The organism is Bradyrhizobium sp. (assembly GCF_049519115.1).
Classification (GTDB): domain Bacteria; phylum Pseudomonadota; class Alphaproteobacteria; order Rhizobiales; family Xanthobacteraceae; genus Bradyrhizobium.
Map to the genome: position 1 here is coordinate 1 of NZ_JBEKRB010000039.1, position 13,527 is coordinate 13,527.

The 13,527-nt window shown below is 62.2% G+C and carries 16 protein-coding genes; 14 read left to right on the forward strand and 2 right to left on the reverse strand.

Annotated elements, in window-relative coordinates:
• From ABSE61_RS25405 to ABSE61_RS25455, 11 genes are all read left to right on the forward strand, one after another.
• Positions 1–557: ACT domain-containing protein (locus tag ABSE61_RS25405; RefSeq protein WP_423873896.1), on the forward strand; the 557-nt coding region annotated here is incomplete at its 5' end.
• A 133-nt stretch (positions 558–690) separates the two neighbouring features.
• The gene (locus ABSE61_RS25410; RefSeq protein ID WP_423873897.1) at positions 691–1,479 is read left to right on the forward strand and encodes a pyridoxine 5'-phosphate synthase; all 789 of its coding nucleotides are present in this window, start codon (positions 691–693) and stop codon (positions 1,477–1,479) included.
• On the forward strand, positions 1,476–1,895 hold the full coding sequence (acpS, locus tag ABSE61_RS25415) for a holo-ACP synthase (RefSeq protein WP_423873898.1): 420 nt from the start codon (positions 1,476–1,478) through the stop codon (positions 1,893–1,895). The genes ABSE61_RS25410 and acpS overlap by 4 nt, the downstream gene beginning before the upstream one ends.
• A 247-nt stretch (positions 1,896–2,142) precedes the next feature.
• On the forward strand, positions 2,143–2,898 hold the full coding sequence (lepB, locus tag ABSE61_RS25420) for a signal peptidase I (RefSeq protein WP_423873899.1): 756 nt from the start codon (positions 2,143–2,145) through the stop codon (positions 2,896–2,898).
• Entirely contained in the window at positions 2,895–3,710 is an 816-nt protein-coding gene (gene rnc / locus ABSE61_RS25425; RefSeq protein ID WP_423873900.1) for a ribonuclease III, read from the forward strand. The genes lepB and rnc overlap by 4 nt, the downstream gene beginning before the upstream one ends.
• Positions 3,703–4,632, forward strand: coding sequence for a GTPase Era (gene era / locus ABSE61_RS25430; protein WP_423873901.1), 930 nt, complete (start codon positions 3,703–3,705; stop codon positions 4,630–4,632). The genes rnc and era overlap by 8 nt, the downstream gene beginning before the upstream one ends.
• Positions 4,633–4,666: 34 nt before the next feature.
• Positions 4,667–5,032, forward strand: coding sequence for a hypothetical protein (locus ABSE61_RS25435; RefSeq protein WP_423873902.1), 366 nt, complete (start codon positions 4,667–4,669; stop codon positions 5,030–5,032).
• 208 nt (positions 5,033–5,240) lie between these two features.
• Positions 5,241–5,990: a DNA repair protein RecO gene (gene recO, locus ABSE61_RS25440; protein ID WP_423873903.1), complete on the forward strand. Its 750-nt coding sequence runs from the start codon at positions 5,241–5,243 to the stop codon at positions 5,988–5,990.
• Positions 5,991–6,212: 222 nt separating this feature from the next.
• Entirely contained in the window at positions 6,213–8,465 is a 2,253-nt protein-coding gene (gene parC / locus ABSE61_RS25445; RefSeq protein ID WP_423873904.1) for a DNA topoisomerase IV subunit A, read from the forward strand.
• Between the two features lie 126 nt (positions 8,466–8,591).
• Complete coding sequence (locus ABSE61_RS25450; protein WP_423873905.1) at positions 8,592–9,410, forward strand: N-acyl homoserine lactonase family protein; 819 nt, start codon at positions 8,592–8,594, stop codon at positions 9,408–9,410.
• Positions 9,403–10,305, forward strand: a complete 903-nt coding sequence (locus ABSE61_RS25455; RefSeq protein ID WP_423873906.1) for an alpha/beta fold hydrolase — start codon at positions 9,403–9,405, stop codon at positions 10,303–10,305. The genes ABSE61_RS25450 and ABSE61_RS25455 overlap by 8 nt, the downstream gene beginning before the upstream one ends.
• A gap of 18 nt (positions 10,306–10,323) precedes the next feature.
• Here ABSE61_RS25455 and ABSE61_RS25460 read toward each other — a convergent pair whose 3' ends face one another.
• Together ABSE61_RS25460 and ABSE61_RS25465 are read right to left on the reverse strand one after the other, a co-directional pair.
• Positions 10,324–11,511 carry an MFS transporter gene (locus ABSE61_RS25460; RefSeq protein ID WP_423873907.1) on the reverse strand — a complete coding sequence of 396 codons (1,188 nt, stop codon included), beginning with the start codon at positions 11,509–11,511 and terminating at the stop codon, positions 10,324–10,326.
• 112 nt (positions 11,512–11,623) lie between these two features.
• Complete coding sequence (locus tag ABSE61_RS25465; RefSeq protein ID WP_423873908.1) at positions 11,624–11,935, reverse strand: hypothetical protein; 312 nt, start codon at positions 11,933–11,935, stop codon at positions 11,624–11,626.
• A 92-nt stretch (positions 11,936–12,027) separates the two neighbouring features.
• Between ABSE61_RS25465 and ABSE61_RS25470 the strand changes: the two genes are divergently transcribed.
• Genes ABSE61_RS25470 through arsC form a run of 3 tightly spaced genes read left to right on the forward strand, consistent with a single transcriptional unit; the run spans position 12,028 to position 13,482 of the window.
• Complete coding sequence (locus tag ABSE61_RS25470) at positions 12,028–12,396, forward strand: ArsR/SmtB family transcription factor (protein ID WP_423873909.1); 369 nt, start codon at positions 12,028–12,030, stop codon at positions 12,394–12,396.
• On the forward strand, positions 12,383–13,081 hold the full coding sequence (locus ABSE61_RS25475) for an aquaporin (RefSeq protein ID WP_423873910.1): 699 nt from the start codon (positions 12,383–12,385) through the stop codon (positions 13,079–13,081). Before ABSE61_RS25470 ends, ABSE61_RS25475 begins: the two co-directional genes overlap by 14 nt.
• A complete protein-coding gene (arsC, locus tag ABSE61_RS25480; protein WP_423873911.1) occupies positions 13,078–13,482 on the forward strand; it encodes an arsenate reductase (glutaredoxin) in 405 nt (134 codons plus the stop codon). The genes ABSE61_RS25475 and arsC overlap by 4 nt, the downstream gene beginning before the upstream one ends.
• Positions 13,483–13,527: the final 45 nt, after the last annotated feature.

The following is a 13,527-nucleotide window of genomic DNA, read 5'->3' on the forward strand; positions in this document are numbered from 1 at the left end:
CGATGTATCCCGACTACAAGGAGGAGAGATTGGCGCGATACGGCGCCAAGAAGGGCGCTCCCGACAAGCTCAAGACGAACCCGCCGGCCACCGGCCGAAGCCTCTCGGCCATTCCGATCCGCGGCATCAATTCCGACCTGCCGGTCAAGTTTGCGCCCAATGGCGGCGCGGTGCCGGGCGACCGCATCGTCGGCATCGTCTCTCCGGGCGAAGGCATCACGATCTATCCGATCCAGTCGCCCGCCTTGAAGGATTTCGAGGAGCAACCCGAGCGCTGGCTCGACGTTCGCTGGGATGTCGACGAGACGACGCCGCAACGCTTTCCGGCGCGAATCGTGCTCGACAATGTCAACGAGCCCGGAAGCCTCGCCCAGATCGCGACCGTGATCGCCGAGCACGACGGCAACATCGACAACATCAATATGTCCCGCCGCTCGCCCGATTTTACCGAACTGACCATCGATCTTGAGGTCTATGACCTCAAGCATCTCAGCGCTATTATCGCCCAGTTGCGCGCCAAGGCCGTGGTCGCACGGGTAGAGCGCGTCAACGGGTGAAACCTTCAACCCTCATCCTGAGGAGCGGCGTTGCGCCGCGTCTCGAAGGATGAGGCCTGACCGGGGCCTCATGGTTCGAGACGGCGCTCGCGCCGCCTCACCATGAGGATCGTGAGCTTCGTCGAGAGTTGAGATGCCAAGTCCTTTGCCGTGTCCATTGCCGTTACGTCTCGGTGTGAACGTCGACCACGTCGCCACACTTCGCAATGCGCGGGGAGGCGCACGGCCCGATCCGGTGCGCGCGGCGCTGCTGGCGATCGAGGCCGGCGCCGACGGCATCACCGCGCATTTGCGCGAGGACCGCCGCCATATCCGCGATGCGGATATGACGCGGCTGAAGGCGGAAATCTCAAAGCCGTTGAATTTCGAGATGGCTGCGACCGAGGACATGCTCAGGATTGCGCTCGCGACCAAACCTCACGCCGTGTGCCTAGTGCCCGAACGGCGGGAAGAACTCACGACCGAGGGCGGTCTGGACGTGGTCGGGCAGCACAATGCGCTTGCGCCCTATATTTCCCGATTGAACGATGCGGGAGTGCGGGTATCGCTGTTCATCGCGGCGGATCCGGCCCAGATCGAAATGGCCGCCCGCCTGCGCGCACCAGTCATCGAAATCCATACCGGCGCCTGGTGCGACGCCGTTGTCGATGGTCATGCCCAAAAGGCCGAAGCGGAATGGAAGCGCATCGTCGGTGGCGTAGCGCTTGCGCGCTCGGCGGGCCTGGAAGTGCATGCCGGTCATGGCCTCGACTACGCGACCGCGGAAACGATCGCGACGCTGGGCGAAATTGCCGAACTCAATATCGGCTACTTCATGATGGGGGAGGCCCTGTTCGTCGGCCTTGCGGAAACGGTTCGCGCGATGCGGGCCGCGATGGACAAAGGCCGCGCCAGTCTGTTGCGAGGGGCGGGCGCGGCATGATCATCGGCATCGGCTCCGACCTGATCGATATTCGCCGGGTCGCCAAGGTCATCGAGCGCCATGGCGAACGCTTTCTCGATCGGATATTCACCGCCGCCGAACGCGCCAAGGCCGAGCGCCGCGCCAAGAACCAGAACATGGTGGTGGCGACCTATGCCAAACGTTTCGCGGCCAAGGAGGCCTGTTCCAAGGCGTTGGGGACCGGCATCCGGCAGGGCGTCTGGTGGCGCGACATGGGCGTGATCAACCTGCCGGGCGGCCGGCCGACCATGCACTTGACGGGTGGGGCGCTCGCCCGGCTGGAGGAACTCACGCCGGCTGGATTTGAGGCCAAAATTGACCTCAGCATCACCGACGATTGGCCCTTGGCGCAGGCTTTTGTCATCATTTCGGCCCATGATGCCCGTAATGCCTGAGGCGGCCACTGGCGAGGGTCGATTTAAAACTAAAACCCGATATTTGTCAGGGGCTTATGAAATTTTGATGCCGCCGTTGATTGCGCGCCCCACGACAACCGTCTAAAACGCGAAAGCGCGTTCGGACCGAGTCCACACGACCAGAATCAGGTGATTTCCTAGACGCGAAGCGGATGGCTGATCGCGTGAGGATCATTTTCTGTCGCCGTGCGCGGCGGCCAATAAAGAGCAGGAAGCCAAGAAAGCCATGAGCGTGACATCCAGCACCAAATCCGAAGGCGGCCTGGGCGAAACCATTCGCGTCGTCATTCATGCTCTTCTGATTGCGCTCGTCATTCGCACCTTTCTGTTCCAGCCCTTCAACATCCCGTCGGGATCGATGAAGGCAACGCTGCTCGTCGGCGACTATCTTTTTGTCTCGAAGTATTCCTACGGCTACAGCCAGTACTCATTCCCGCTTTCGCCGCCGCTGTTTTCGGGCCGCATCTTCGGCTCGGAGCCTGCGCGAGGCGACGTCGTGGTGTTTCGTCCGCCGAACGATGTCTCGACCGATTTCATCAAACGCGTGATCGGGCTGCCCGGCGACCGCATCCAGATGAAGCAGGGGCTGCTTTACATCAACGACACGCCGGTGAAGCGCGAGCGCGTGAGCGACTTTATCGGCGAAGATCCCTGCGGCCGATCGGAAGCGACGACGCAGGTAAAACGCTGGAAGGAAACCCTGCCCAACGGTGTCGCTTACGAATCGCTCGACTGCGTCGATAGCCCGGATTTTCCCGACACAACCAAAGTATACGAGGTGCCCCCAGGCGATTTCTTCATGATGGGCGACAACCGCGATAACTCCAGCGACAGCCGCGTGTTCGGCTATGTGCCGTTTGAGAATCTCGTCGGCCGCGCCCAGATGATTTTCTTCTCGATCGCTGAGGGCGAGCACGCCTGGATGATCTGGCGTTGGCCGGTCGCCGTGCGCTGGAATCGCATATTCAAATTTGTGCGATGAACGACGACGTATCCGACATCATCACTCCACTGGCATCCGGCGAGGCGAGCCCGCAAATCGAAGCAGGTCGCGAGGTCGCGGCGGGAAAAAAGAAGAGGCGGCCAAGGTCCGGCTCCAAGGCTGCGACCGCCGCGCTTGAAGCGCGGATCGGGCACAAGTTTTCCGATAGCGCGTTGCTCGCGACTGCACTCACGCATGTTTCCGCGCTGAAACCCTCGCGCAAACGCGGCGACAGTTACCAGCGTCTCGAATTCCTCGGCGACCATGTGCTCGGATTGATCGTCTCGGACATGCTCTACCGCGCATTTCCCAACGCCGACGAAGGCGAATTGTCGAAGCGCCTGGCCGATCTTGTGCGCAAGGAGAGCTGTGCCGACGTCGCCAAGACCCTCGGGCTCGTCGATGACATCAAGCTGGGCGCGGTCGGCGCCGGGGTCGGCGCGCGTCTGCGCAAATCCGTGCTCGGCGACATCTGCGAGGCCGTCATCGGCGCGGTCTTCCTCGACGGCGGCTATCAGGCTGCGGCTCAATTCGTCGAGGCCAACTGGACCGAACGGATGCACAAGCTGCGGAGGCCGCTGCGCGATCCCAAGACCACGTTGCAGGAATGGGCGCAAGGAAAGGGGCTGCCGACGCCGGTTTATCGCGAGATCGAACGCACCGGCCCGCATCACGACCCGCAGTTCCGCATCGCGGTCGAATTGCCCGGACTTGAATTGGCCGAAGGCACCGGCGGCAGCAAGCGCGCCGCCGAGAAGGCCGCGGCCTCCGCCATGATCGCGCGCGAGGGCGTTGGCGGCGGCAATGACTGAGGAACTCCCGGATCGCGCCGCGCCGCCCGCCACGGCTTGCGGCTTTGTCGCGCTGATCGGCGCGCCCAATGTCGGCAAATCCACGCTGGTCAATGCGCTTGTCGGCTCCAAGGTCACGATCGTCTCGCGCAAGGTGCAGACCACGCGGGCATTGATCCGCGGCATCGTGGTCGAGAACAATGCGCAGATCATTCTGGTCGATACGCCGGGCATCTTCGCGCCAAAACGCCGGCTGGACCGGGCGATGGTCTCGACCGCCTGGAGCGGAGCCCACGATGCCGATCTCGTTTGCGTGCTGCTCGATGCCCGCGAAGGGCTGAATGAAGAGGCGGACGCCATCTTCGCCAGGCTCGTGGACGTGACGCATCCCAAGATTCTGGTGCTCAACAAGGTTGATCTGGTGCCGCGTGAAAAATTGCTGGCGCTCGCCAAGGCCGCCAATGATCGCCTTGCGTTCGCGCAGACTTTCATGATCTCGGCGCGCTCGGGCGATGGCGTCGACGATTTGCGCCGAACCTTGGCCAGTATGGTGCCGCCGGGGCCGTTTCATTATCCCGAGGACCAGATGTCGGACGCACCGATCCGCCATCTGGCGGCCGAGATCACGCGGGAGAAAATCTTTCAGAAATTGCACCAGGAACTGCCGTACAGCTCCACGGTCGAGACCGAAAGCTGGACCGAACGGAAGGACAAATCCGTTCGCATCGAACAAACGATTTTCGTCGAGCGCGAGAGCCAGCGCAAAATTGTGCTAGGCAAGGCCGGCGCCACCATCAAATCGATCGGGGCGGATGCGCGCAAGGAAATCGCCGAGCTGATCGAGCAGCCCGTGCATTTGTTCTTGTTCGTGAAGGTGCGCGAGAACTGGGGCGAAGATCCCGAGCGTTACCGCGAGATGGGGCTCGAGTTCCCCACCGAATGATTGTGGCTTCAAGAAAAAGAAAATCGGCTTCGCGATGAAGATTCCAAACAATGTCGTCTGGTTCGAAATACTTCTGTATCTGTCGCTGACGCTTGACGCGCTGTCGGTCGCGTTCCAGGACCGGACGGGGAGTGGCGATCTGCTCGGGCCGATGATCCTGGAAGCCGGTTTGATCCTGCTGCTGGCCTATTTCGTTCACCTCGCGGCCCAAAAGCGCAAGAACTGGCCGCGATGGGTCCTGACGGCGCTCCTGGTGCTTTCGGTATTTTCCCTGCTGCCGGTGCTCGCCGAAAACGGCATCGAGATCGATAGTGGCATCGAGCTGGTGTCCTGCGTCCTGACGGCGGTCGGCCTCTACTGCTCCTACACCGGCGACGCCCAGGGCTGGTTCAACGCATGACTTGTCCCGGACGCGGTGCTGCGCCTCAAAAGTTCGTTCACGCACGTCTTCGACACGCTATGGCGCTGCTCCGCTGAGCCGGGACCTGGCGAAATTTGAAACCCGACGATGGGCCCCGGACGCTGCGCACCGCTTGCGCGCTGCGCAGCGTCCGGGGAAGGTCGTAACGAGGGCTGCGCCTCTCGTCAGAATCCGGTAAAGTCAGCCGATGGAATGGACCGATGAAGGCATCGTTTTGGGGGTGCGGCGGCATGGCGAATCTTCCGCCATCGTCGAACTCCTGACGCGTAGCCATGGCAGGCATCTCGGATTGGTTCGCGGCGGCGCGGGAAAACGGATGCGGCCATTGCTGCAACCGGGCAACAGCGTCACGGCGGTATGGCGGGCGCGGCTCGACGAGCACCTTGGATATTATGTGATCGAAGGCACCCGCCTGCGGGCGGCGAATTTAATTGCCTCTTCGCATGCGGTCTATGGCGTGACCCATCTGGCCTCGGTGGCGCGGTTGTTGCCCGAGCGCGACCCGCACGAAGACATCTACGAGATGCTCGACCACGTGCTGAACCATTTCGACGAGGCCGGTGAAGCGGCCGCGCATCTGATCCGGTTCGAACTTGCAATGCTCGCCGAACTCGGTTTTGGGCTCGATCTGGAAGTTTGCGCCGCGACGGGCGCGACCGCCGATCTGATCTACGTGTCGCCGAAATCCGGCGGCGCGGTGTCGCGAAGCGCCGGCGCGCCATTTCACGACCGCCTGCTGAGGCTGCCGGCTTTTTTGCGGCAAAGCGAAGAAGGAACGGCGTATTGGTCGGAGGAAGATCTCAAAGATGGCTTTGCCTTGACAGGCCGTTTTCTGCTCCGCCACGTGCTGGAGCCACGCGGACAGACCCATTCCGACGCCCGCGACGGCTTTATCAACGCGGTGACGCGACCGCGAGCCAAGCTTGCGGTTTCGTAACGCACGAATCAGTTCGGCGGTTTTAGCCTCGCTTTTTCGATATGTCGTCCCTTCGAACGCAGGGACCCATACTCCGGGCGCTCTCAACTGAAGCCGCGGCGGTAGCTATTATTGCCATAAACTCCTGTGGTTATGGGTCCCTGCGTTCGCAGGGACGGCGCCCGGCAATATTGCCTCCATTCGTTTCTTGCCCGATCGATTGCCAGAGTCTAATTCGTCCCCATGGGAAAACGACTACCTCCGCCTGAGCCGGCCGAAATACACGAAGTCATGCTGCGCGATGCGCTCGAGGAGCGCTATCTCGCTTATGCGCTGTCGACCATCACGGGGCGCGCGCTGCCGGATGCCCGCGACGGCTTGAAGCCGGTGCATCGGCGCATCCTCTACGGCATGCGGTCGCTCAGTCTTAATCCCGGTTCAGTCCCGAAGAAGTCGGCAAAGATCGTCGGTGAAGTGATGGGCTCGTACCATCCCCACGGCGATCAGGCGATCTACGACGCCATGGTTCGGCTGGCGCAGGATTTTGCCTCGCGCTACCCGCTGGTCGATGGCCAGGGCAATTTCGGCAATATCGACGGCGATAACCCGGCCGCGATGCGCTACACCGAGGCGCGGCTCACCGATGTCGCCCGTCTCCTGCTCGATGGCATCGACGAAGACGCTGTTGAACTCAAGCCGACCTATGACAACAGCGGCAAGGAACCTTCGGTTCTTCCCGGCGGCTTCCCGAACCTGCTCGCCAACGGCTCGCAGGGCATTGCGGTCGGCATGGCGACCTCGATCCCGCCGCACAACGCTGCCGAGCTTTGCGAAGCCGCGCTGCACCTGATCGACAAGCCGGACGCGAAGTCAAAGTCGCTTCTGAAATGGGTGAAGGGCCCGGACTTTCCGACCGGCGGCATCGTCGTCGATTCAAAAGAGAGCATTACGGAAGCCTATATCACGGGGCGCGGCTCGTTTCGTGTGCGCTCGAAATGGAATCAGGAAGAGGGCGCGCGCGGCACTTGGGTGATCGTAATCACCGAGATTCCGTGGCTGGTGCAGAAGTCGCGCCTGGTCGAGAAGATCGCCGAACTCCTCAACGAGAAGAAACTGCCGCTGGTCGGCGATGTCCGCGATGAGTCCGCCGAGGACGTCCGCCTGGTGATCGAGCCGAAATCGCGCGCGGTCGATCCCGAACTACTGATGGAGTCGCTTTTTCGGCTGACCGAACTCGAAAGCCGGATTCCGCTGAACCTCAACGTGCTGCTGAAGGGCCGCATTCCGAAGGTGGTCGGCCTTGCCGAGTGCCTGAGGGAATGGCTCGACCATCTGCGCGATGTGCTGCTCCGCCGCTCCAACTACCGCAAGGAGCAGATCGAGCACCGGTTGGAGATCCTCGGCGGTTACCTGATCGCCTACCTCAACATCGACAAGGTGATCAAGATCATCCGTACCGAGGACGAGCCGAAGCCGGTGCTGATCAAGGCGTTCAAGCTGACCGAAATCCAGGCCGAAGCCATCCTCAACATGCGCCTGCGGAACTTGCGCAAGCTCGAGGAAATGGAAATCCGCGGCGAAGACAAGGAGCTTCGCGCCGAATTGAAAGGCATCAAGGGGCTGCTCGGTTCGGAAGCCGAGCAATGGGCGAAGATCGGCGAACAGGTGCGGAAAGTCCGCGACATGTTCGGGCCGAAAACGCCGCTCGGCAAGCGCCGCACGCAATTTGCCGACGCGCCCGAGCATGATCTCGCCGCGATCGAGGAAGCCTTTGTCGAACGCGAGCCGGTCACCATCGTGATTTCCGAGAAGGGCTGGGTGCGTACGCTCAAGGGTCACGCCGCCGATCTCTCGGGACTGACTTTCAAGACCGACGACAAGCTCGACCACGCCTTCTTTGCGGAGACGACGTCGAAGCTGCTTCTGTTCGGCACCAACGGCAAATTCTACTCGCTTGACGTGGCAAAACTGCCGGGCGGCCGCGGCCACGGCGAGCCGATCCGCATGTTCATCGATCTCGATCAGGATGCCGCGATCGTGTCGCTGTTCGTCAACAAGGGCGGCCGCAAATTCCTGATCGCAAGCGGGGAAGGCCAGGGCTTCATCGTCAACGAGGACGACTGCGTCGGCAACACCCGCAAGGGCAAGCAGGTGCTCAATGTCGAGATGCCGAACGAGGCGCGCGCGATCGCAACCGTCGCTGGCGACACGGTGGCGGTGATCGGCACCAACCACAAGATGGTGGTCTTCCCGATCGATCAGGTGCCGGAGATGGCGCGCGGCCGCGGGGTGCGCTTGCAGAAGTACACCAGCGCTTCGCTCTCGGATGTCACGGTGTTCGATTCCAAGGCAGGCCTGACGTGGAAGGATTCATCGGCTCGCGAGCACAGCATGACGCTGAAAGAGCTGTCCGACTGGCGCGGCAACCGCGCCGATGCCGGCCGCCTCGCGCATGGCCTGCCGAAGTCGAACAAGTTCGGCAAGGGTGTGGAATAATCCCCGTTCCGGTTATGTTATGACGTAAGGGCGCCGGTCACGGTTGTGTGGTCGGCGTCCGTCACGAAAGGGTCGTATCGAAGGCCCAAAATCGAGCTGAAAAACATAAAATCGGGGAGGAGCAACATGAAAAAGGGATTGGTTCTGGCGGCGGTTTTGAGCCTCGCGGCGATAGGCATTGCCGAGCCCGCAAATGCCGGTGTCGAGAAACTTTACATCCTCAATTGCGGCGAGGGCGTCGCCGGCGACATCTCGCGCTGGTCGCCCGGCGTCAACGAAGGCAAGTCGATGGACTTCGTCGACAATTGCTACCTGATCAAGCACAGCCAGGGCTGGTTCCTGTGGGACACCGGCATCACGGATGCGGTCGCCGACATGCCCAATGGCCTTGCGCCGGCGGACCCGAAGGCCGTGACCTGGCATCGCCCGAAGAAACTCGCCGCTCAGCTGGAGCAACTCGGCGTCAAGCCGTCCGATATCAAGGCGATGGCGATCTCGCACACCCATCCCGATCATATCGGCAATGTCGAGATGTTCCCGGATGCGATGCTGTATGTGCAGAAGGCCGAATATGAATGGCCGGGCGCCAACAATGCGCCGCGCTTCAAACCTGAGCATCCCGTCACCAAACTCGAGGGTGACCGCGATATTTTCGGCGACGGCAGCCTCGTCGTTCTCTCCACGCCCGGTCACACGCCCGGGCATCAGTCGCTGCTCGTGAAGTTGCCGAAGACTGGTGAAGTGGTTCTGTCCGGCGATGCCGTCCACTTCAAGAGCAATTGGGAAAACCGCGGCGTGCCTGTCAACAATGTCAGCAAGGAACAGACGCTGGCATCGATGCAGAAGATCTCGGACACCCTCGCGAAAGACAAGGCGCAGCTCTGGATCAATCACGACAAGGCCCAGCGCGACAGCTTGAAGATGTCGCCGGAGTTTTATGACTGACGTAACTTTACCTCTCGGTGACCAGCGTCGGGGACGCTACATTGCGGCAGCTTTTGTTGCTGCATCGATGATATTCGCCTCCGTTCCCGCACGGGCCGAACCTGAGTGGAGGCTGGCCTTTTATGACGACGTCCGCATCGAAGTCCTTAGCGAGGGCAGCGGGCCGCTGATCGTCATGTTGCCCTCGCGCGGCCGCGGCGCGGAGGATTTTGACGACGTTGCGGGCGAACTGGTCAAAGCTGGATTTCGTGTGTTGAGGCCGCAGCCGCGCGGCGCTGCACTCAGCCGCGGGCCGATGCAAAACCTCACGCTTCACGATTTGGCCCGCGATGTCGCCGCCGTCATCCGCAACGCGGGCGATGGTGGTCCTGCAATTATCGTGGGTCATGCTTTTGGCAGCTGGGTCGCGCGCATGACAGCTGCCGATCATCCCGAACTCGTGCGTGGCGTGGTGATGGCCGCCGCCGCAGCCAAGGCCTATCCGGCAGGGTTCGACGGCGCGAAGGCGTTGTCGGAAGCGGTGCGAAAATCGGGCGATTTCGCGCTGCCGGAATCCGAACGGCTGGGATATCTGCGAGTGGCTTTCTTCGCACCGAATAGCGATGCCAGTGTTTGGCTTCAGGGTTGGCATCCCGCCGCAGACGAAGTGCAATCCGCGGCAGGTCGTGCGATAAAGCAATCGGAATGGTGGTCAGGCGGCACGGCGCCCTTGCTCGATCTTCAAGGTGAACTTGATCCTTTCAGGCCTCGCGCGATGTCAAACGAGATGCGCGAGGAGTTCGGCGAGCGCGTCTCGGTGGTGGTGATACCCAACGCCAGCCATGCCCTGTTGCCCGAGCAGCCGGTCGCAGTCACAGCCGCGATCCTCGCCTGGATCGGCAAACTGCCGCGGTAGACGTCAAAATAAGGTTCGTCAGCCGTCGGCAGCGCCGGAAACCGGCTGTTGCGCACCCGGCCGCAGCAGGCAAAGCGCCAGCAACGCCGAAAGGCTGAGCGCGGACGAGACGATCAGCACCTTGATTCCGATCAGGTCGATCAACAGCCCGAACGCCAGCGGCGCCGCGGCTTGCGCCATGCGTGCCGGCGCGCCGATCAGGCCGAGGCGGTAGCCGTAATCCTTGGGGCCGAAGATCGCGAGCGGCAGGGTGCCGCGCGCAATCGTCAGGATGCCGTTGCCCATCCCGAAAAAGATCGCAAACGCGCCCGATGCCGCGCCTCCTGCCACGCCAAGGATCGCGGCCCCAATCGGATGGGTGAGGCAGGCGAGTCGCGTCGAGACCAGCGGATGGTAGCGTTTGAGGAATGTCGCTTCGAGGATGCGCGCAAACACCTGCGCCGGTCCGAATAGCGCACCCGCGGCGACTGCCTGTACGGCGGTCGCCCCACCGGCTGCGAGTATCCGCGGCATGTGTGCCGCCATCGCGCCGGTCACGGTCCACCCGGCCGCGAAGGTGAAGGCGAGAAGGATCATGGTGCGATCGATCGGAATATGCGGCTTGACCGCATTGGCGGCAGTTGCCTTCGTGCCCGCAATCTTCGGCAGCATGAAGAAATTGAGCGGCAGCCCGATCAAAAGATGCGCGGCCGCCCAAGCAAAGCAGGTGTTGCGCCAGCCGATATGGTCGAGGCCGTACGCGGTCAGCGGCCATCCGACGGTGGACGCAAAGCCGGCCATCAGCGTGATGCCGGTGATCGGCCCGCGCGCGGCGTGGCCATAGATGCGCCCCAGCGCTGCGAAGGCCGCATCGTAAAGGCCGTAACCCATGCCGATTCCGAGCAGGATCCAGGCGAGGATCAGCAGGGGAATTGAGCTGGTGACGCCGAGCAACACCAGGCCTGCGGCGATGGTGAGGTTGGAAGTACAAAGCACCGGCCGGCCGCCAAACAGGTCGATCTGCCGGCCGATGCGGGGCCCGAGCAGCGCCGAAATCACCAGCGCCGCCGAGAAGGCCGCGAAGATCCAGTTGGCGGACATGCCGAGGTCGTGCCCGATCGGATCGGCCAGGATCGCGGGCAAATAGTAGCTCGAAGCCCAGGCCAGCGTCTGCGTGGTGCCGAGTGCCAAAATGAGCGGGAGTTGGCGGGTGGATTCAGACGCCATTAAAATTCCTGGAAGATGGCATTTGCATCGCCGGTGTCGCAGGCGTCAACACCTCCCGGTGCAAACCCATGCGCCGTCACGGCATGGGCTGTTTCAACCGGCTTCACGCGCCTCAATCGCCTTTCGAGCGTTCATTGATGATCAAGCCGATCGTCATCATTGCGATTGCGCCGAGCACGGCCCCCGTCAGCACCTGCGATGCGATGATCTGGACGTGGGTGGGTTCGTTGAGGCTTCCGCTCGCGGTCACCACGGTCGAGGCATATTTCTGCAGGAAGAACCCGCCAACGGCGCCGCTCAAGAGGCCAACGAGGCTGTGCCGCCAAAAGCCGAACCGGTGTTCATGGGCTGCGGCGGCGGCAATATGTGACCCGATCAGGCCTGCCACGATCTGAATGATCAGATTGGCAAACGTCCATTCCATTCGGCTGCGCCTTTCTCGTATTGAAATCGAATCGCACAGCCATCGATTCCAGGCAATTGACTTGCCTGTTATATATCTATATTTCTGGATATATGAAATCTGAAGAGACCGTTCTGGCGCTGGCCGCCCTGGCGCAGCCGACGCGGCTTGAAGCTTTTCGGCTTCTGGTCCGCCACGAGCCGAACGGGCTCGCCGCCGGCGATATCGCCCGCGCTTTGGCCGTGCCGCAAAACACGATGTCGGCGCATCTAGCCGTGCTGTCGCGCGCCGGCTTGATTTCAGCCGAGCGCTTCAGTCGCTCGATCGTCTACCGGCCGGTGCTTTCGCATCTGCGCGAAGTCATGCTGTTCATGCTCAGAGATTGCTGCGAGGGGCGTCCCGAAATCTGCGCGCCGTTGATTGAGCAATTGGCGCCGTGCTGCCCGCCCTCGAGCAAAAAACGCGCGCATGCCAAGCTTTGACCTGAGCCGACGTCTCGCCGCAGAGGCGCTCGGCACCGCGTTTCTGGTGGCGACGGTTGTTGGCTCCGGCATTATGGCCGAAAGCCTCACGAGGGATGTGGCGCTAGCGCTGCTCGGCAACGCGCTGCCGACTGGCGCAATGCTGGTTGTGCTGATCACGATTTTCGGCCCGATATCGGGCGCGCATTTTAATCCGGCGGTCACCATGGTGCTCGCGCTCAAGCGCGAGCTCGTGCCCGGCGAGGCGCTGGGTTATATGCTCGCGCAGATCGCCGGCGGCATTGCGGGGACGGTGCTAGCGCATGCGATGTTCGCATTGCCGCTGTGGGACGCTTCGTTGAAGATACGAACCGGCGGTCCGCAATGGCTCGCCGAAGGCATCGCCGCCTTCGGCCTCGTGGTGACCATTCTGGCAGGGTTGAAGTTCAACCGGCCCGCCATTCCCTGGCTGGTGGGCCTCTACATCACCGCGGCCTATTGGTTCACGTCCTCCACGTCGTTCGCAAATCCCGCGGTTGCCATTGCGCGTTCGCTGACGAATACGTTCGCCGGCATCCGGCCAGTCGATCTTCCCGGGTTTATTGCCGCCGAACTCGCCGGCGCGCTTGCCGCACTCTGGTTGATGAACTGGCTGCTGCGATCGAGCGGCGAGGAGGCGGTCCTGTCAAAGGAGCTTCGCGCATGAGCAGAGTCACGATCTATCACAATCCCTCCTGCGGCACCTCGCGCAATACGCTGGCGATGATCCGCCAGAGCGGGGAGGAGCCGGAAGTCATCGAATACCTGAAGACGCCGCCCGATCGCGCGCGGCTGCTCGAATTGATCCGGGCCATGGGCATTTCTGTTCGCGCGCTGCTGCGGGACAAGGCGACGCCTTACGCGGAACTGGGGCTCGCCGATCCCAAATGGAGCGACGACGAGCTGATCGACTTCATGCTGGCGCACCCGATCCTGATCAACCGGCCGATCGTGGTGACGGCGAAGGGCACCAAATTATGCCGGCCCTCGGAAACGGTGCTGGATCTCATGGATGGGCCCGTGACCTCGTTCGTCAAGGAAGACGGCGAGATGGTCACCCGGACATAAGGTAGCCTCAGGTCTTTCCGCCGTCGCGGTCGCGCGGCATAATCG

Bases quoted from the DNA above. Each gene is read 5' to 3' on its own strand.
- ABSE61_RS25410 (WP_423873897.1), top strand. From the start codon at position 691: ATGCCAAGTCCTTTGCCGTGTCCATTGCCGTTACGTCTCGGTGTGAAC.
- acpS (WP_423873898.1), top strand. From the start codon at position 1,476: ATGATCATCGGCATCGGCTCCGACCTGATCGATATTCGCCGGGTCGCC.
- lepB (WP_423873899.1), top strand. From the start codon at position 2,143: ATGAGCGTGACATCCAGCACCAAATCCGAAGGCGGCCTGGGCGAAACC.
- rnc (WP_423873900.1), top strand. From the start codon at position 2,895: ATGAACGACGACGTATCCGACATCATCACTCCACTGGCATCCGGCGAG.
- era (WP_423873901.1), top strand. From the start codon at position 3,703: ATGACTGAGGAACTCCCGGATCGCGCCGCGCCGCCCGCCACGGCTTGC.
- ABSE61_RS25435 (WP_423873902.1), top strand. From the start codon at position 4,667: ATGAAGATTCCAAACAATGTCGTCTGGTTCGAAATACTTCTGTATCTG.
- recO (WP_423873903.1), top strand. From the start codon at position 5,241: ATGGAATGGACCGATGAAGGCATCGTTTTGGGGGTGCGGCGGCATGGC.
- parC (WP_423873904.1), top strand. From the start codon at position 6,213: ATGGGAAAACGACTACCTCCGCCTGAGCCGGCCGAAATACACGAAGTC.
- ABSE61_RS25450 (WP_423873905.1), top strand. From the start codon at position 8,592: ATGAAAAAGGGATTGGTTCTGGCGGCGGTTTTGAGCCTCGCGGCGATA.
- ABSE61_RS25455 (WP_423873906.1), top strand. From the start codon at position 9,403: ATGACTGACGTAACTTTACCTCTCGGTGACCAGCGTCGGGGACGCTAC.
- ABSE61_RS25460 (WP_423873907.1), bottom strand. From the start codon at position 11,511: ATGGCGTCTGAATCCACCCGCCAACTCCCGCTCATTTTGGCACTCGGC.
- ABSE61_RS25465 (WP_423873908.1), bottom strand. From the start codon at position 11,935: ATGGAATGGACGTTTGCCAATCTGATCATTCAGATCGTGGCAGGCCTG.
- ABSE61_RS25470 (WP_423873909.1), top strand. From the start codon at position 12,028: ATGAAATCTGAAGAGACCGTTCTGGCGCTGGCCGCCCTGGCGCAGCCG.
- ABSE61_RS25475 (WP_423873910.1), top strand. From the start codon at position 12,383: ATGCCAAGCTTTGACCTGAGCCGACGTCTCGCCGCAGAGGCGCTCGGC.
- arsC (WP_423873911.1), top strand. From the start codon at position 13,078: ATGAGCAGAGTCACGATCTATCACAATCCCTCCTGCGGCACCTCGCGC.